Origin of the sequence: Mycobacterium sp. E3247, from assembly GCF_001667785.1 — a bacterium.
In the GTDB taxonomy this organism is placed as follows: Bacteria; Actinomycetota; Actinomycetes; order Mycobacteriales; family Mycobacteriaceae; genus Mycobacterium.
Genome location: NZ_LZJG01000162.1, coordinates 1 through 17,693, shown reverse-complemented (window position 1 = coordinate 17,693; position 17,693 = coordinate 1). Strand labels below are relative to the sequence as shown.

Annotated in this window: 14 protein-coding genes and 1 pseudogene; 9 read left to right on the top strand and 6 right to left on the bottom strand. The window is 62.8% G+C overall.

Annotated features, from left to right (window positions below; translation table 11 throughout):
- Positions 1–107 precede the first annotated feature (107 nt).
- Together A9X04_RS08825 and A9X04_RS08820 are read left to right on the top strand one after the other, a co-directional pair.
- Complete coding sequence (locus A9X04_RS08825) at positions 108–911, top strand: DivIVA domain-containing protein (protein WP_067919427.1); 804 nt, start codon at positions 108–110, stop codon at positions 909–911.
- A gap of 97 nt (positions 912–1,008) precedes the next feature.
- Positions 1,009–1,368, top strand: coding sequence for a hypothetical protein (locus A9X04_RS08820; protein ID WP_067919424.1), 360 nt, complete (start codon positions 1,009–1,011; stop codon positions 1,366–1,368).
- Between the two features lie 3 nt (positions 1,369–1,371).
- On the opposite strand, the pseudogene A9X04_RS08815 reads toward A9X04_RS08820, so the two are convergent.
- The 6 genes and pseudogenes from A9X04_RS08815 to A9X04_RS08790 form a co-directional block, all read right to left on the bottom strand.
- A pseudogene (locus A9X04_RS08815) lies at positions 1,372–2,040 on the bottom strand (phosphoribosyltransferase); the annotation flags it as partial.
- Positions 2,041–2,090: 50 nt separating this feature from the next.
- Positions 2,091–2,456, bottom strand: coding sequence for an STAS domain-containing protein (locus tag A9X04_RS08810; protein ID WP_067919422.1), 366 nt, complete (start codon positions 2,454–2,456; stop codon positions 2,091–2,093).
- Positions 2,453–3,553: a B12-binding domain-containing protein gene (locus tag A9X04_RS08805; RefSeq protein ID WP_067919421.1), complete on the bottom strand. Its 1,101-nt coding sequence runs from the start codon at positions 3,551–3,553 to the stop codon at positions 2,453–2,455. The genes A9X04_RS08810 and A9X04_RS08805 overlap by 4 nt, the downstream gene beginning before the upstream one ends.
- Positions 3,550–5,271: a PP2C family protein-serine/threonine phosphatase gene (locus A9X04_RS08800; RefSeq protein ID WP_067919420.1), complete on the bottom strand. Its 1,722-nt coding sequence runs from the start codon at positions 5,269–5,271 to the stop codon at positions 3,550–3,552. The genes A9X04_RS08805 and A9X04_RS08800 overlap by 4 nt, the downstream gene beginning before the upstream one ends.
- A gap of 357 nt (positions 5,272–5,628) precedes the next feature.
- On the bottom strand, positions 5,629–6,336 hold the full coding sequence (locus A9X04_RS08795) for a hypothetical protein (protein WP_067919419.1): 708 nt from the start codon (positions 6,334–6,336) through the stop codon (positions 5,629–5,631).
- A 40-nt stretch (positions 6,337–6,376) separates the two neighbouring features.
- A complete protein-coding gene (locus tag A9X04_RS08790) occupies positions 6,377–7,435 on the bottom strand; it encodes a transcriptional regulator (protein WP_156764280.1) in 1,059 nt (352 codons plus the stop codon).
- 893 nt (positions 7,436–8,328) lie between these two features.
- Between A9X04_RS08790 and A9X04_RS08785 the strand changes: the two genes are divergently transcribed.
- The 7 genes from A9X04_RS08785 (at position 8,329) to A9X04_RS08755 (ending at position 17,297) form a co-directional block, all read left to right on the top strand.
- Positions 8,329–9,582: an AAA family ATPase gene (locus A9X04_RS08785; RefSeq protein ID WP_067919415.1), complete on the top strand. Its 1,254-nt coding sequence runs from the start codon at positions 8,329–8,331 to the stop codon at positions 9,580–9,582.
- Between the two features lie 70 nt (positions 9,583–9,652).
- Positions 9,653–12,430: an NB-ARC domain-containing protein gene (locus A9X04_RS08780; RefSeq protein WP_156764279.1), complete on the top strand. Its 2,778-nt coding sequence runs from the start codon at positions 9,653–9,655 to the stop codon at positions 12,428–12,430.
- A gap of 377 nt (positions 12,431–12,807) precedes the next feature.
- Positions 12,808–13,095, top strand: coding sequence for a hypothetical protein (locus A9X04_RS08775; protein ID WP_067919411.1), 288 nt, complete (start codon positions 12,808–12,810; stop codon positions 13,093–13,095).
- 116 nt (positions 13,096–13,211) lie between these two features.
- Positions 13,212–13,691 carry a hypothetical protein gene (locus tag A9X04_RS08770; protein WP_067919409.1) on the top strand — a complete coding sequence of 160 codons (480 nt, stop codon included), beginning with the start codon at positions 13,212–13,214 and terminating at the stop codon, positions 13,689–13,691.
- The gene (locus A9X04_RS08765) at positions 13,691–14,884 is read left to right on the top strand and encodes an MAB_1171c family putative transporter (protein ID WP_067919407.1); all 1,194 of its coding nucleotides are present in this window, start codon (positions 13,691–13,693) and stop codon (positions 14,882–14,884) included. The genes A9X04_RS08770 and A9X04_RS08765 overlap by 1 nt, the downstream gene beginning before the upstream one ends.
- Positions 14,885–14,894: 10 nt before the next feature.
- Complete coding sequence (locus tag A9X04_RS08760) at positions 14,895–16,280, top strand: cytochrome P450 (protein WP_082974886.1); 1,386 nt, start codon at positions 14,895–14,897, stop codon at positions 16,278–16,280.
- A 537-nt stretch (positions 16,281–16,817) separates the two neighbouring features.
- The gene (locus tag A9X04_RS08755; protein ID WP_067919405.1) at positions 16,818–17,297 is read left to right on the top strand and encodes a helix-turn-helix domain-containing protein; all 480 of its coding nucleotides are present in this window, start codon (positions 16,818–16,820) and stop codon (positions 17,295–17,297) included.
- Positions 17,298–17,693: the final 396 nt, after the last annotated feature.

Sequence of the window (17,693 nt, the reverse complement as noted above, 5' to 3'; positions counted from 1 at the left end):
AGCAACGGTCGCGCCTGGTGTGACAGGATGGACGGCAGTTGCACGACGGCTACCACTGCGTTCTACACTTTCCAGAACGTTAGACAGGAACTTGAGGGGACGAAACAATGCCGCTTACACCAGCCGACGTCCACAATGTGGCGTTCAGTAAGCCACCGATCGGCAAGCGGGGCTACAACGAAGACGAGGTCGACGCCTTCCTCGATCTGGTTGAGGCCGAGCTGACGCGGCTCATCGAAGAGAACAGCGATCTGCGTCAGCGGATCGAGGAGCTGGACCAGGAGCTGGCCGCCGGCGGTGGCGCCGGAGCCACTCCGGCCGCCGCGGCCGCGCCCACTCAGGCGATTCCCGTCCCCGAGCCGGAGCCGGCGCCCAAGCCGGCGCCCGTAGCCGCGCCCGCCGCCGCGTCGAGCAACGAGGAACAGGCCATGAAGGCCGCTCGGGTGCTGAGCTTGGCCCAGGACACCGCCGACCGGCTGACCAGCACCGCCAAGGCGGAGTCGGAGAAGATGCTGGCCGACGCGCGCGCCAACGCCGACCAGATCCTCACCGAGGCCCGCCAGACCGCCGAGACCACGGTCACCGAGGCCCGGCAGCGGGCCGACGCGATGCTCTCGGACGCCCAAACCCGCTCCGAGACACAGCTGCGCCAGGCCCAGGAGAAGGCCGACGCCCTGCAGGCCGACGCCGAACGCAAGCACTCCGAGATCATGGGAACGATCAACCAGCAGCGCACCGTCCTGGAAGGCCGCCTCGAGCAGCTGCGCACCTTTGAACGCGAGTACCGGACCCGGCTCAAGACCTACCTGGAATCGCAGCTGGAGGAGCTCGGCCAGCGCGGATCCGCGGCACCCGTCGACTCCAGCGCCGATGCCGGCGGGTTCGACCAATTCAATCGGGGTAACAACTAACCTCACAGGCGTGCCGGACACTCGCCAAGCCGCGCGGTTGGCACACTGAGACCTGCACACGAACTGGCTGTCCCGCTCGCCGCTTGGAGGATGACCCATGCTGATCATTGCGCTGGTACTGGCCCTGGTCGGGCTCGTCGCGTTGGTGTTCGCGGTGGTCACGAGCAACGAATTGGTCGCCTGGGTGTGCATCGGCGCCAGCGTCCTCGGCGTCGTGCTGCTGATCGTCGACGCGTTGCAGGAGCGGCAGCGGCGCGACGCGGGCGGCGCAGACCAGCACCAGGACGAGGGCGAGGCCCAGGCCGACGCGAGCGACGAGGCCGTCGACTACCCCGAGGAGGCCCCGGACGAGGGCGGCTACGGACCGTCGGGGGACGCTGATTCAGCGGCCACCGAACAGGCCACCGAACAGTCGGCGGTGCCCGTGGAGGGCCGCGGCGACGACGCCGCCAAGTAGCACTCAGCCGGTGGGCGTGGCGAGCGTCTGACGCACCTCGTCGTCGCCAACCTGATGAAAGTCGGCGTATACCTGGCCCACGGCTTCGAACCCGGCCGGCATCGACACGCAAACCACCTCGTCGGCCTCGAGCCCGAGCTCACGGCAGGTCGTCGCGGACCCGACCGGGACCGCGACGACGATCGACTTCGGGCCCGTGGCTCGCACCGCCCGGACGGCGGCCAGCATGCTGGCGCCGGTGGCGATCCCGTCGTCGACCAGGATCACCGCCTTGCCGGCCGGATTCGCTGCTGGGCGGCCGCCGCGGTACGCGCTCTCGCGGCGGGCCAGTTCGGCCGCCTCGTTGTCGATCACCTCGCGCACCTGCTCGTCGGTGATGCGCAGGCTGGACACCACGTCGTCGTTCATCACGACACCGCCGCCGCTGGCCAGCGCGCCCATCGCCAGCTCCGACCAGTGCGGCACCCCGAGCTTGCGGACCAGGAACACGTCCAGGGGCGCGTGCAACGCCGCGGCGACCTCCCAGGCGACGGGCACGCCGCCGCGGGCCAGGCCGAGAACCAGCACGTCGTCCCTGTTGCGGTAGGACGTCAACTGTTCGGCCACGGCGCGACCCGCCTCGCGACGGTCGCGGAACGTGCGCGTCGCAGTGCGGCGAAGGAATCCGTTGGGTGTCATCGGTCACCACCGAGCCTACGGGTTCGGCAGCGGCCCCGCGCCGGTCAGCGAACCCGGCTCTCTCCCGGGGCGTTCCGTGATCCGGCATCGCCGCGCGGTGCGGTGACGAGGTGCTCGAACGTTCCCGTGAGGTCCAGGATGCGATCGAGGAACCGCGGCCGCTGATCCAAATGCAGCTGCACGCCCGCCTGACAGCTCCGGCGATGGACGAGGAGCAGGCCGGATAGGCCGGCGGAATCGCAGAAGGCCAGTCCGGAGAGGTCGAGGTGCAGGTGTGCCGGGGACGGCACTGCGCTGAGCAGCCGGTCCGCGGCGTCGACCATGGCATCCACCGTTTCGTAGACCAGGTCGCCGGACACCCGCACGCAGGCCGATCGTCCGGTCACGGTGACGTCCAGGGAGAGGTTCATACCGACGCTCCCGGGCCGACGGTGGTGAGGGCATGGTTTGCTGCCGCCAGGAGGCGCTGGCTGCGGGGGAACTCCTTGAGTTGCGCCGTCAGCAAATCCAACGCCGGGTGCAGCGACGCCGCCGGAACGCCGCGCGCGGCGAGGATGTCGGCGGTCCAGGTGATGAAGTCGGCGAACAACGCGTCGTCGTCGGCGTACAAGCTCACGGTGAGGAAGTCGACGATGTGGCCGACGTCCTCGACGGTGTGCTGGTGCTGTTGCGTGGAGTAGGCGCGCATGGCGGGAAAGCGGTCCTCCAAGTCGGCGACGGTGGACTTGACCAGCTGCGCCGCGCTCCGGCTCACCAAGGTGTATTCCTGGTCTACCAGATGCGGCAGGTCATCGACCGGCTGGCGGTTGGGAATCCGCCTGACGGCGGGGAATCCCCGGTTCAGGCGTTGATCGGCGGTCCGGGCATCGGGCGCCCAGGCGTCGGCGCCCAGCCGACGGGCGAAGCGGCCGTCGCGGCCGAAGGCGGCGCCACCGGCCAGGACCGGAAACCCGGCGGACTGGCACGCGACGATCGCCGCGTGCGCGGTGGGCAGCCGGGTGGGGATGGAGCAGGAGAGCGCCACGACGTCCGGGCCGTGCTGGTGCAGGTGGGCGATCAAGTGCGGGGTCGGGACCTGTGCCCCGAGGAAGTCGACCTGCCAGCCGCGCAACCGCAGGACCTCCGCCAGCAGCCGCGCGGGCAAAGCGTGCCACTCGCCGTCCACGCACGCCACAGCGACTCGGCCGCCGTGGGTCACGGCTTTGCCGGCGGGGTGATGTGCCAACGCGGCGATGACGCGATCGTTGATGGCCGTGGCCGCGTGTTCCTGGGCGACGCTGATGCGGTTGGCGGCCCATTCGGTGCCCACCTTGTGCTGGACGGGGGCGATCACCTCGAGCAGCACGTCCTCCGCCGTCATGCCGGCATCCATCGCGGCGAACACGGTGGCCGCCGCGGCGTATTCGTCGCGGTCGGTGAGCGCCCCCCAAAGTCGTTCGCGGACAAGGAGTTCGTCGGTGGCGCCGGTCGCGCGGGCGGCGGCCGAATCGGCATCGTAAGGCCTCATGCCACGTACCTGCCCCGGGTGTGGCCGTCGACGGCGCTGAGGTGGGTGCGCTGCGGGGCAGTGATGGCCACGACCGCGATGTCGTCGTGCACCCGCTGCCCCACCCATTGCGTGGCCAGCATCAGGACGCGTTCGACGACCGCTTCGGCCGGCATCCCGGCACACCCCGTGAGCGAGGCCGCCAGCCGTTGCTCGCCGAAGAAGTCGTCGCCGAGCGGTCCGCCACGCGCCTCGGTGATTCCGTCGGTGTAAAGCAGGCACGTCTCGCCGGGCGCGAGGGACGTTTCGAACGATTGCACGGTGATGCGCTCCAGGGCGCCGACCAGCGTGCCCTTGGTGTCGGCCTCTTCCACCTGCCCGTTGTCGCGCACGATCAAGGGCGGCGGATGCCCGGCGCAGGTCAACCGCAGCACCACCTGGCCGTCGCGGTAGGCGACCGAGGCCAGGACCAACGTGGCGAACCGGGTGTGATCCGCGCTCAACATGGCGCGGTTGAGCAGCGTGAGCACCTCCTCGTGGTCCTGGGCCAGCGGCGTCAGCGCCTGCAGCGTGTTGCGGATCTTGCCGGTCATCACGGCGGCCTCCAGGCCCTTGCCGCACACGTCGCCCAGGACCACCAGCGTCTCGTCCTCCGGACGCGCCCCGGGGTGGAAGTCGTAGAAATCGCCGCCGACGACCTCGTAATCCTTCGAAGCGCGGTAACCGCCGGCGAATTCGATGCCGTGCAATCCGTGCAGCGGCGGGGGCAGCAGGTCACGCATCAGCGTGCGGGTGATGGCGGCCTGCTCGGCGTAGAGCCGCGCGGCGGACAACGCCGCCCCGGCCCGGGCGGCGAACATTCCCGCGAACATCTCGTCGTCCGCGCTGTACACCGGCCGATCGATGCACCGCAGCAACACCAACGCCCCGGCGGAAACGCCGTGGCCGGGCAGCGTCAAAATCATCACCGAGCCGACTGGGCCCGGGAAATGTTGGGGGACAAGCCATTCGGGTATTGTCGCCGGGTCGATCCAGCCCGAGGATACCGGCGGGAACCCGTGCAGCGCCTCACTCAGGCCCGCCACCACCGCGGGGTCGGCGTCGACACTGCACTGCTCGACCACCCCGGCCGCTCCGCTGTAGAAGACCGGCAGCCGCCGGCCGCGGCCCGCCGGGGCCACCAGCACCGCCGCGTCGGACAGGTGCCGGGCGGCCATCTGCACGGTCGCCTCCCGGCAGCGGTCCACGTTCAGCGACGCCGTCAACACCGAAGAAGCCTCGAGCAGGATCGCCGTGCGCTCCTGCTCCCGCGCCAGCGCCTCCTGGGCCTGACGCAACAGCTGGGCGGTGTCCTCGACCAGTGACCACGCCACCTCGCCGCTGGGCAGGACCGCGGCGTGCGCGTCGAACTTGCGGCCGCCCACACTTCCCGAGACGACGTTTCCCGAGACGACGTTGCCCGAGACGACGCTTCCCGAGACGACGTTTCCCGAGACAACGGACGTGTCCCGATCGACCGCAGCGGGGGCAGCCTGGATGAGACGGTCGTGTGCCCGCCAGAGCCAATCGACCGACTCGTCGATCCGGCTGCCCGGCACCGCTCCCGGCAAGAGCGATTCGGCCGACCCGCTCAGCGCCCGCACGATTCCCTCGTGATCGATGACCAGCGTGGGGCACGGTACCGCCGCCCACAAAGCGTCAAGGTCGATCTCGACGCCTAGGTGGGCACCATCATGCATGCAATTGACCTGTCAACGGGGAAACCGGATTTCGGCTGACGCTAAGCCGACTCTACGCGTACGGGATTGGGACAGGGGTTCGCTCGCGTCGCGGCCGCGGTGGCCGCGCATCGGACGTGCAGCGGGAGGAGCCACTTCTCGACCCCTGGCGCATGACTTCGGCAGGCCGTCTCTCGAGGCGGGAAGCGGGCCTGCACCGCGCGTGTCCGAGGGGGGACTTGTCCACCTGCGACACGAGTTGAGATCTTTCAACTGAGCCATTGATCCTGACGAGTCATTATCCTGCCGACGCCGCGCTGGCAACTACTGGCGAACGAATCAGGCAAGCTTGTGCTGCTCCAAAGTGAGGTTCAGCGGTCAGTGGGCTAGCGCTCCGCTGAGTAGCTCGGCGGCGAGGTGGATGTCATCGAGACGTAAGTCGGCGCCTTCGGGGATTGCGTTGATCAGTGATAGCGATCGGTCGGCGCGCGCGTTGAGGCAGAACTCCACGTGTTGTGCGATGTCCTGCGCGAGCTGGGACTCAGCCACTGAAAGCTGCTCTCGCACCGTGGGTCCCGATTGTTGATCCAAAGTGAGGCGGACGATGTCAAGCAAGTCCGTGCCTTCCTTGGCTTTGCCGCGATCGAAGGTCGCTTGAAGTTTCATGGCGATCAGCGGGCCGGGCTCGGCAACTGCAACCGCGATATCAGGCTGTCCGTGGACACCAATGATGATCGGAGTCGCGGTGGCAGCAGCCCAGGCGTGCGACAGCACGAAGAGCCGGCCGGTGGGATCGTCGGGCAGCGGGTGCAAATCGGCGTCGGCCACTTCCAAGACGTCGACGATCACTTTTCCGGCCGCAGTCGTGACCAGCGCCGCGTTGCGTCCTTCGACCGGCTCGCTCTTCGCTATCAGCAGTTCGAGCTGAGGGGCTTGATGGTCGCTGCGGCGGTTGACGATGTCGAGGTCGCTGGTGGCACGATGCGGGCTGCTGAGGCGGCATATCACGGCCAGGCCTCCGATCACCGTCACAGGCTGACCAGTCAGCGTCTCGGTGGTGCGGATTGCGTCCGTCAGTGCCGACATTTGGGCGCCCAGCAGCTCTACCCGCGGGGTCTGAAGCTGTTTACCAGACACGAGACCACGGCTCTGGGGGAGTCCAGCTATCTAGCATCTCGCGCCCTCGACCTGGGTCCTGGGCCAGGTCGAGAGCCACGAAAAGGGGGCGGGTCATGGGCCAGTGCTCGTTGTTCCCGTTGCCGGGAAAATCCACTGGATCTTGCCGGTATATGCAAACCAGGGGCGTGGGTGCAACACGCAAGACGGCTGCGGGCGTGGTGTGCTCGCGCGCGGGTGCGAGCAGTTTGGCTGCGCGGCGCATCACCTGCTGGTCGGGAACGTAGAGCACCGGTGGATGGTTTGATCTGATCGCGATCGGCGCGCCGTATACGGCGGCAGCGCGCGAATCGCTGAGCGCCCATCCGGGCTTGTCGAAGTCGTCGAGGTTCACCCGCAGCGCATTAAGCAGGCCACCGTCTCGCGGCTCACTTGCCACGGCGAGTTCGGTAGGCTTCCACCGTGACGCTAACTCCCAGAAGAGCTCTGGTGTTCTGGGGCGCCCGTCCGGAGCGATCAGGTTGGCGTCGCGGAACGCGGCAATCGTGTCGGATACCGAGCTGGGGGCGCGGCCGATCTGCGTGGCGAGGGGACGAATGGAGACCACGCGGTCGGGTGTGAGCAGCATGGCTGACGCTAATTCGATGCCAACTTGACCGGCGAACGGTTCGCGCCGGCGTGGCGCGTGCATGGCAGCCGGCACGTTCGCGTCTACCAGCAGTCCATTGGCGGCGAGCCGTAGGTGGCCGCGAGTGTCCAACCAGCTCCAGCCGGCAGCGCGGAGCTCTTCGCGCGCATCGGCGGTAATGCGGTTGGCTACGACCACGCCGACGGTGTTCGCGCGCAGTTGGTGACTCCACAGTTGTAGCTGGTCCCGCAAGCCCTTTGCGGTCATTAGTGACGAGGTTTTGACCTCGACGAGCAGCTGGCGGTTGTCGGGCAAGACGAGGACCCCGTCCGCGTACAGATCGTTGGCTTCGTCCGCGCGCACGAACTTGAGCCCCACCGCGGCCACGGCACCGGCGAGTTCGTCGACGGCGTTCATTTCGGTGCGGAGCGATCCTGTCATGGGTAGATCATCGCATGTGTTCGGTGTTCGGTCTATACCGAACACCGAACACCGTCTTCATTGGATGCTTGTCGGTTACGTGTCGCGCGGGATGCCCGTTCGCTCAGTTGACGCTGGCTTGCTGTACGTAGGAGCGGCACGCTGCGGGGTCTTCGCGCTTCGGGTCGATGTCGGTGCCCAGTGCCATTGTGAATGGCGTGAGACAACGGGAGCCAAAAAGGGTCCTGAGCAGGAGCATTGAAGCGTCCGCCGGGTGTTGCGCAGGTTTATGCCGATGTCAATAACGGCTGATATAGCGGCCAGAAGTCCCCGGATTCCGCCTCTCTGGACATGAGCCATGATGCGGCCGGGGTTCTCTTGTCTCGGGGCTAAGTGCCGGCATGCGCATCAGCCCTGGCTCGCCAGCGAACTGGCATCTGGTCGGCCGCGATCGCGGAACACATCAAGGGAAGAGCGCTTGCCAGCCGTCGGCCGGGGTTGGTGTGCATGGACGCGCGACAACCAGTATCCGCGGCAGTCACGCGTCGGAGGAAGGCGATATCCGATGGACGTCAGCAAACGCTAGAAATCTACTTCATCCAAGTTAAAGCAGGTCTTTATATGCCTGTAGCTAATAGATTGTGTCCGAGGGGACTTGGCCACCTGCGACACGGGTTGAGACCCTTCAGCTAAGCCGTTGATCAGCCAGGATATGGAGTGATGTCCGAGTGTTTTCGCAGTGACCGGATGTTGGTCCGTTAACTGGGGGAGATGCCGCGTCACGGCGAGCCGGGTGCCGCTCGAGTTGCTATCTCACAGTCGCAAGTAAGGTAGATACAGTAGTATGGACCATATAAACAGTAGAGGCTCGTTTATTTGCAGTCGATCTGCGCGTCGGACTAAAGTCAGTCGCCGTGACCAGGCCTGAAGCCGACACGAAACTCGCCCGCCGCATGGCCCTGAACAGGGTGTTTACACCAAGCACACCGGTGAGCTCGCGGTCTGCGTTTTCCGGCCGCATCGACCAGATACTGCAAATCACCTCGGCGGTGGTTCAGCCGGGGCGACACGCCATCTTGTATGGCGAACGTGGCGTCGGGAAAACCAGTCTGGCTAACATTCTGTCGGATCTGCTGGTGCCGACCGAAGACGCTTACCGCAGGTACGCCGTTCGAGTGAACTGCAGCGTCGGCGACGACTTTCGATCGATCTGGGCCAAGATATTCTTAGAGCTGGGTATCGACTCCACGAGCGATTTCCCCGACTACGAAACGCCCAATCCAGACCAGGTGCGCCGCGTACTGTCTCGTGTCAATCCCTATATGGTCATCGTTATCGACGAGTACGACCGGGTCGACGACGACGAGGCGCTGTCTTTGATGGCCGACACCATAAAAGCGCTGTCTGATCATGCAGTCGCCAGCAAACTTGTGTTCGTGGGTGTGGCCGATTCGATCGAAAATCTCATCGGAGAGCACGAATCCGTTCGGCGTTGCCTGGAGGAGGTTCAGGTTCCTCGAATGAATGCCGTGGAGATGCGCGAGCTCGTGACGCGGGGATTCTTTGAGGCTGCGGTCCAAATCGAGAAAAGCGCCGTCGAACGAATCGTTCGCGTCTCCGAAGGGTTACCGCCCTACGGCCACCTCTTGTCGTTGAAGGCTGGCGAAAGAGCGGTCAACGATGATCGTGAGACGGTCTTCCTCCATGATGTGATCGAGTCAACTCAAGCCGTCGTAAGCTCGCATTCTGGCGCGGCGCTGTACCACCATGCTGTTGAAAGTTGTCGGCCTGAGAACCTCTACGCCCAGGTGCTGGCTGCCTGTGCGCTGGCGCAGAAGGACGAACTCGGATACTTCGCCGCGAAGGCCGTCGAGGAGCCGATCTCCCGAATCATGGGTTCTCCCGACAAAACTCCGTCGTTTTCACGTCACCTTTCCAGCTTCCTCGGAGAAAGCCGCGGCCATGTTCTTGAACGTCGGGGCGAGAAGAAACGGTATCGTTACCGTTTCCGCGATCCGTTGATGCAGCCGTTCGCAATCCTTGCCGCGATCGCCAACGGATTGATACCCGAGGAATATCAGCGCGAACTCTTTGATGTCGACGACGAGATGGATAGCTGGGGAGACGTGATGATGCAAGTGACTTTGGACGACGACAACGAAGAATAGGGGGTTCCTGCTTGGCTTTAGGACCCGCGACTGCCGCCCTGGCGCCCACAAGTGTGAAAGGAGGGAGAAAGTGGCCGGTGGTAATCAGTCCGCGTTTGGTTACCGCTATCAATATCTCGCAACGATAGACTGTTTTCTCCGCTATATGCGCGATCACCTGAGCGAATTGCCGGCGATTACTCTCCATGTCGAGCCGACGACGCTGATGAATGAGGGCATCGCCCGGGACGACGACATCATCGACTTTGCGATCGGCTTGGACGACCGGATTGTGGAGCGAGCCCAAGTAAAGGGATCCAGCAACCCCGACGACAACAAGCTTTACCACGGCGAAGCCGAGACCGTTTTTCTACGTCTCAACGGCGAGTTGGCAACACGGTCAGTGCTCGTAACGAACCGTCCGTTGGGTCCAGGCTTGCAGGAACGATGTTCGCAGACCCTGGATACTGACGAGATCGAGCAGTGGGACTATGTCGGCCTTGACCCGGACGGGACTAAGGGTGATACGGATTCGCTGATCGTCGTCGACAAGCGCTCGATCGAGCACCTGACGGAGGCCATTGAAGACCTTGTGCGACAGTTTCGTTCGGACCAAGCCCTGGGGCAAGGCAGCGTTTCATGTCGAATAATCGCAAAACTATTGCTAGACAGAATTTTCCGGTCAGCAACAGGAGACGGTCCGGCTAAGTTCGATTCACTCGAAATCGTCGGTTTCATGTCGATCCCCGATCCGGAGATCGCCCACGTCGTGGGCAGTTTTGATTGGGGCGTACCCGTTAACGGTATACCCGTGTTGCCTGCGACGGTGACCCGACTGCACCTCCTCGAACAGGTACGCGAAGCGCTCGGGAAGCCAGCCGACGGACACCAAGTTAAACACCTGGTTGCACAGGGCCAAACCGGCTATGGGAAGTCTTCGCTTGCCGCACACTTCTGCCACATGTATCGCAACTCCTACGAGTTCATCTGCTGGATCGACTGCAGTGATACAGGCCTGATTGAGGCCAACCTCCGGCGCTTCGTGCAGGAACTGACCCGGACTGAGCTTCCACTCACCATTGACCCTTCAGAACGCTTCCGCGAAGCGTTGGCCAGCCATCGGGGACCCTGGCTTGTCGTTTTTGACGGCGTACCTGCCCGCGCCGACATCGAAAGATTTATGCCGACCCAGGGCAATGGATGCGTACTCGTGACGACGACTAATGAAACCGGCTGGTGGCCGTCGTCAACGATTCTGACTGTGGGGCCCTTCGCAGAAGACGAGGCAACGGCCTGTTTTGCTAGCTACGCAGGCCTCGATGCGACGACTGAACGGTCCGATGCGGTCAAAGAGATTGTCGCTCGCCTGGGGTCGATACCGCTGGCCGTCGCCATGGCGGCCTTGTACTTTCGCAACGCCGCGGGCACAGTCGGCGAGCTGTCGGCGGGTTACTTTGCCCAATTGGACGCGCTCGAAGATATCGGATCCATACCGCCTGGATTTGATCGCACGGCCTTCGCCGCCATCGAGCACGCGGTTCGGCATCTTGGATCAGGGATCGTTGGCCACGACCGCCAAGATGTACGGATGGTGCAGGCGATGCTCTATCGCGCCTCACTTCTCACCCCTGACATGATTCCCCTGAACTACCTGATCGCCTCGATGCCCGAGAGCATCGAGATGCGTCTTGGGCATTTGCCAGAACCATCGTTTGCGGACGCTGCGCTGCGTCGGCGTCACATCAGCATCATGCGAACCCAGTCGATAGCCCACCGCGTATTGCTCCTCGACGACGACGGCGAGCAGAACGAGGCAAGCGATACCATCGACATCCACCCACTCGTCCATGAGATCCTTCAACGCTTATTTGTCCGCCAAATACCGCCAATCCGGTTGAGCGAGCAGATAACGATGATGATGTACTTCCTCCACGGATGGATCGCGCACGCACGAAAGCAAAACCAGTACTTTGTCGTCGACCAGCTTGCCGCACATGCTGTCTCGTTGCTCAGCTTCATCGATCACCACCTCGACAACCTGCCGACACGCAACCCGCAGCACGCCAAGATGTTCCTTTACACCAAATCGTGGTTGAAGCTAGAGGTGTCGACTTGTCGAATGAGTCGCGGCGATGTCTACACATCAGTGAATCTCGCGCGAGAAGTATTGCGCGAGTTGTGGACACATCCACCTGAACAAGTAAGAGAAGCGCTGGCTCTCCAGGCGGCATCCTCCATTGTGGTCGATCTGAACGAGGCGGGTACGGACGCTTCGACCATGCGACCTTGGGCGCTGTTCGCATTGCGGGCAGTGATCGCATGCGAATCCCTGAACGCAAAAGGGGAAGCTCTAGCGTTCGAAAAGGCCTACCTCGTAAGATCATCTCTCAATGGCCGTACACAATATCGCGACGATGTTGTGATTGCGAAGGTGATTCACGAACTCGACGAGATGCTTGCACGTGACCCGAGTGATGAACTTCGGCCGAACGCAGTCATGGACGAACTGGTCAAACAAATCAACGCAGGCGATCTCGGCGCTTCGGTAGACGACCGGCTAGCAACTCTACGCACTGTTGCGAACGACTACGACAAGCACACTTTCGACTGCATCGAAGTCGACGTCGCACTGAAAAGACGTCAATTCGACGAAGCATTCAGAGGAATCGACGAACTGATCGCGCGCCCTCTTCATCAGACACACGGAGCGAGACCGCTGAGCGTCGGTTTGGTTCACATCTACCGAACTCTTGAAGAGATGATCGCGGTGGGCATCGGACCAGTTCAGGGAATGAAGCTTAAATCCAGTCGAGTGCGAGCGCGCGCCGAAGAGCTACACCAACAGATCATCAGCCAAGACGGGTTGTGAGGGCTCCTGATTTCCCTAGAGCAGAATCGATGACACCGCGTGGCGTGTCGCGATGGGAGGGAATCATGAGCTTGCACTTCTAACGTCGAATGTAGCGGAAATTGGCTGCGCGATGTTGTTCCCCCGACGATGTCACTCAAGTGCCGAGTCGCGGTTGCGGGTGATGGCCGAGACGGGCATGCGACGTATCGGTAACTGGGTGTGTTGTCGCGCTCTGGCGTCGGCAAGCTACACGTTGTGGACGGCGCGGCATATCCGAGTCCTGATCCTCGTGATCACCCACCGTCAGGTGCCGTGTTCAAACCGTGCTGACGCATGTTGAATCAGCGTAGTAACATCAGTATACACCGCTGGCGGGCATATCAAACAGGAGCAAAGTGCGCGGCGACGTTGAGGTCAATGGTACGGAGACAGGCGACCTGACGGCCTGTCTGAACGAGCTTTTCGACGTCATGCATCGGCCAAACTCGCCGTCGCTCTTGAACGCTCAGAAGCTGCGTTCGACGAAAACCCTGCGGTCCAGCATTTACGCGCTACTCGTGATGCCGGCCACCCATCTCATCCATGACGATCAGGATGTCCAGATCGACGCGCAACTCAGACTCATGCAGGCTTTGCGTGACAGGATGGTGTGCAGGACTTGGCAATGCGCGCAAGCGGCCTGACTCCGGCGGCGCGCAATAGCGTGGCACTGATCTCTATGGCGTTCGCGAGTTTGAGCGGCCGCAGATCGCGGCCTCCCGCCGGTGGTGAGGTGTAGGTGACAATATCGAATGCCGAGATGCTGGCGCTAGCGCGCCAGCTTCCGATCCCGGTCCCTTGGGACCGCGACGTCTTTGTAAACCACTTGTCTGAATTGCGCGGTCGGCCGATCAGGTTAGTTCCGACCGACACCGCGGCACTGGCCGATAGTCCATGTGGACTATGGCTGGCTCGCGATGACGATGATTTGATCCTGCATGAGGCGGGGACCAGCGACTACCACATCGACCAGATTGTTGGCCACGAGATCGGGCACATTGTTCTAGGTCATCGCAGAAGCCGCGCTTTCGGCATCGACAAGGCGCGCGAACGGGCCCTGTGCCGCCAGGTTTTGCCTGACATCGATCCGGACACAGTGCGCGCTGTGTTGGGACGCACTAACGGTGGCAGCGACCAAGAGCGGGACGCGGAGATGTTTGCTTCCCTGCTGATGATCGCCGCCGCAGAGGCCAATGAGCGCACATCGGTGATGATGCGTAGCGCCTTCTTCCGCCGCTAGTGACCGCCACCGTCCCCGGCATCATCGCTTGGTCCGTGATCACGTTGATGGTGATCGTGCTTGCCGCGCGTTACCGGTGGTGCAGGAGTAACCTCTACGACACTTACTACAACAATCTGATGGCATTCGTGCTGCTTGCCCAGCTTCTCCGCGAGCACAGCGTAGAAGTCTTGGTTTCCAGAAGCGCGCTGATGACTGTCACCACGGCCCAGCAATTAGGTTTCGCTGCAATGATTTTTGCCTCCACCGAATTCATTGGATTTACGATGTTGTGGACCAGGCTCTCACCGGTCGAAACGCGCCGCGCCCACGCCTATTACCGCCTGGCCGCGGTCGTGTTGTGCCTCGCATACTTGGCCGCGGCAACCCGTGCCCGGGTCGCCGGTCAAACCTTGGAAGTCTCTGGTGGCTGGGACGCGATCTTGGCGTGGAGCTTGTATCTGACCATGATTTTCGTGGTGGCGGCACGGGTAAGTTGGATGTTTGCCGCGGAGCTGCGCAAGAGCACCCGCCGCCGCGAATTCTTGCTTGCTGTGGGAGGGCTACTGCTGGGTGTCGTGACCGCTGTAGGTTGTTCAGAGGCGGTGATTTTGGCGCTTACCGACCAGCTAGGCTGGACGAGCACCTTGCAGTGGCGGTTGTGGTTTCACGGCTTCGAGTTCTTCTGTATAGCAGTCGTCGTGTTCATTCTCGGTACTGTTCCGCTAGCAGCAGGATTGCTCTGTTACCTCGGACTGGATCCCACCAGCCGCACCTGGAAGAGATTGGAACCACTGCGGTTAAGCATGACAACCATTGTCCCGGAAAGTAGTTTCAACCTCGATCATGTCCATCACCGATTCCAAAAGACCGCTCTGCAACTACACCAAACCGTCATCGAGATCCGCGACGCCATCCTGCAGCTGCGTCCCTACTGCCCTGACGTGCCTCCACACGAGCTAGCTCGGTTCCTGACCGCGTTTTCGGTGCCAACCCGTGACCGGGATGCCGCGAGCCACGCCTTTGAGCTAGCACACGCCGCCAGAGCGAAAATCGCAGGCGCCGCACGGGAATCACCTGACACGGCACCGATGGCGCGCACCCGATCGACAACTCTCGACGAGGAAGCCGCCCAACTGTTGAGACTGGCGAAATGGTGGAGACCCGCCTATATGGCCACCGAGCACGTTAGCCCGATGGCCCCCACAAAGTGAAAGCGAGCACATGACCGCGGATATCTCTCCTCCCGCCAGCGACCCGTCCTCACGCTTTCGGTTTCCTGTCATTGGAGATCTCAGCAGTATCGACTTCAACAAACCCGTCCAAAAAGTGACCGCTGAGCTCCGGCATCTCGGCAGCGGAATGATTGAGCAGCCGATCGGCCAGCCGGTCGTCTTTCTCGCAGACCCCGCCCTCATCGACGAAGTCAACGACGACACCCGGTGGGAAAAGCACGTCGGTCCCTCGCTTATCAGATTGCGGCGCTACATCCTCGGTGATGGTTTATTCACCGCCTATAGTGATGAACCGAATTGGCGCAAAGCGCACAACATAATGATGCCGTCGTTTAGTAGAACAGCGATGACGCAATACCACGAGACGATGGTTGCCGCCATAGGAGAGCTCATCGATGGCTGGAACCGGAAAAGCGCCGTCCGGAGTTGGATTACGATCCCCGCCGATGCCAACCGACTCACTATGGAAATCATCGCTCGCATTGGGATGGGCCACTCGTTCAGTAAGCTCAGCGACCCGCGCGAAAACGATTTCATCGCCGCCTTCCTGCGGGAACTCGCGTACGCTGACCGGCACACAGCCGACATTCCCCAGGAAAGAAGAAATCAACACCATAGGGACCAGACGGGGATCCGCCGGCAGGTCGCTGACATCGTCGAGGTCCGTCGCCGTAGCTCGACGGCCGGTTCAACGCTCGATTTGCTAGACGTCCTCCTCTACACAACCGACCCAGACACTGGCGATTCGCTCGACAATGACAACATCATCAACCAGCTCCTGACGCTTCTCGTCGTCGGTAGCGAAACGTCGGCCAATGCGATCGCCTTCGCCCTTCACTTCCTGTCAATCCACCCAGATGTCGCCGCGCAAGCCCGCGCCGAGATCGACCAGTTTTGGCCCGGCGAACCATTCTCCAACGTCCTTTTCGGTGACATCGACAAGCTGACATATCTACGCCGGGTAGTCGATGAAACCCTACGGCTGTGGCCAGCCGCGCCCGGCTACTTCCGTCAAGCCCGCCAAGACACTACGATCGGAAACGGCGCGCATGCCTTCCGCGCCGGCGACTGGGTGTTCGTCCACCTCATCGCTGCTCACCGCGCACATGCCTGGGGGCCCGATGCCAACGACTTCAACCCCGACCGGTTCATGCCTGACAACATCCGCAGACTGCCGCCCCACACCTACAAGCCGTTTGGAACCGGCGCTCGGGCTTGCCTTGGCCGCCGATTCGCCCTCCACGAGATCATGTTGACCCTGACGGCCGTGCTTCATAGCTATGACCTAGAACCACGACCCGGGTATTGCCTTTCGGCGTCCGAAGCCATGACGCTTAAACCGGTCGATTTGCAACTTCGGCTACAGCGCCGCTAGGTGTCCGCCATTGGGCTCGGCATCCCCAAACTGGCACATGGTTGACGAAGCCGAGGATCGCGTGCCGTGACCACGATTGCATCTACCGACACTGGAGGCCTTGTGTGCCTGAAAGTGGCCGAGCCGCCAGCGGCTCGTCAATAGATCGAAGGGCGCGGGCGCAGCGAGGAGAAGCGCGCCTCTGGGCTGCGGTTCGTCCCATCGGGCACCGTTCACGTCGCCGCGCTCACGTCGACTGCCCCATACGGTCAGCTTCTGCTGGCCAGGTTCATTGACGTGTTGTTGGGCGCCGAGTCCGCACCATATGTCGGTGGCGGTGAGTGGTTCAGCCAGCACCAAGGCCAGCGATATCGTGGGCGGCAGTCATCGTTCGATTAATTTGCTCGGGGGGCTTTGGACGCCTCTCGAAGAAGCTTGCGATGACGCCCAGCTATCCGGCTACGACATGCCGGTCGCCGATTCGCACCACTTTGGTGGATGTGACCGCAGGCGTAACATGGGCACGTGCTGCTGGCATGCGCATGAAACGGGAGTGCATTGGGAGTGGACGATGTCCAGGCCGAAGGACCGGATAACGGCGAGCTGGCAGCGCGTTTGAACAAGCTCTTCGAGATCATGCGGAAGCCCGGCACGTCTCCGCTTTCAAACGCCGCAGCTGCGGCGGCGATCACGGCTAAAACCGGTGTCCCGATCAGTCCGGCTTACCTGTGGCAGCTCAGAAACGGCATCAAAACCAACCCTACGGTCACGCATCTGCGGGCGATCGCCGATTTCTTCGGCTTGCCGGCGTCGTATCTGATCGATCGCGACACCGACTCGGCGATCGACGCGCAACTCGATCTTCTACAGGCGCTGCGCGACAACGGCGTCCGCGACCTGGCAACGCGTGCATCTGGGCTGACTCCGCAGGCTCTTAAGAGCCTCGCCGTGATTATTGATCACCTTCGCGACCTTGAGCGATTGCCCCCGATTGCCGCAGAGGGAGATGACCAATCCGATGGCACTGTCGAACGCTGACCTACTCGCGTTGGCACGTGAACTCCCCATCCCCGTGCTCGACGTGCAAGACCGTGGGGCTGGCCGGCTCACACGTATCGCCGGGTGCCGATGGCGCAGACCCACGCCGTACTGCAGCTGACAGCAGCGCCGCGGCCACCTCTTTCGACGCACATGTCAACCAAGCAGCTGCAGCTCTGACGCGGCTGGCCCGGCTATGCCGAGCGTCATTGGTGCGCACAACACTGAGTACCGGCTTCGTACACTAGCTAACGTTTCCGTTCAGCGACAAGCACTGGTATAAACAGCGGTATGTCCAGGCGCAGACGCGAACCAGTGTCGCCCCAATCCCGATCGGCCTGTGACCAGTTCTCGCTGAAGGACAGAAGCGCGCATCGCCAGAAGCGGGTGGGTCTG

Bases quoted from the DNA above. Each gene is read 5' to 3' on its own strand.
- A9X04_RS08825 (WP_067919427.1), top strand. From the start codon at position 108: ATGCCGCTTACACCAGCCGACGTCCACAATGTGGCGTTCAGTAAGCCA.
- A9X04_RS08820 (WP_067919424.1), top strand. From the start codon at position 1,009: ATGCTGATCATTGCGCTGGTACTGGCCCTGGTCGGGCTCGTCGCGTTG.
- A9X04_RS08810 (WP_067919422.1), bottom strand. From the start codon at position 2,456: ATGAACCTCTCCCTGGACGTCACCGTGACCGGACGATCGGCCTGCGTG.
- A9X04_RS08805 (WP_067919421.1), bottom strand. From the start codon at position 3,553: ATGAGGCCTTACGATGCCGATTCGGCCGCCGCCCGCGCGACCGGCGCC.
- A9X04_RS08800 (WP_067919420.1), bottom strand. From the start codon at position 5,271: ATGCATGATGGTGCCCACCTAGGCGTCGAGATCGACCTTGACGCTTTG.
- A9X04_RS08795 (WP_067919419.1), bottom strand. From the start codon at position 6,336: ATGTCGGCACTGACGGACGCAATCCGCACCACCGAGACGCTGACTGGT.
- A9X04_RS08790 (WP_156764280.1), bottom strand. From the start codon at position 7,435: ATGACAGGATCGCTCCGCACCGAAATGAACGCCGTCGACGAACTCGCC.
- A9X04_RS08770 (WP_067919409.1), top strand. From the start codon at position 13,212: ATGCTGGCGCTAGCGCGCCAGCTTCCGATCCCGGTCCCTTGGGACCGC.
- A9X04_RS08760 (WP_082974886.1), top strand. From the start codon at position 14,895: ATGACCGCGGATATCTCTCCTCCCGCCAGCGACCCGTCCTCACGCTTT.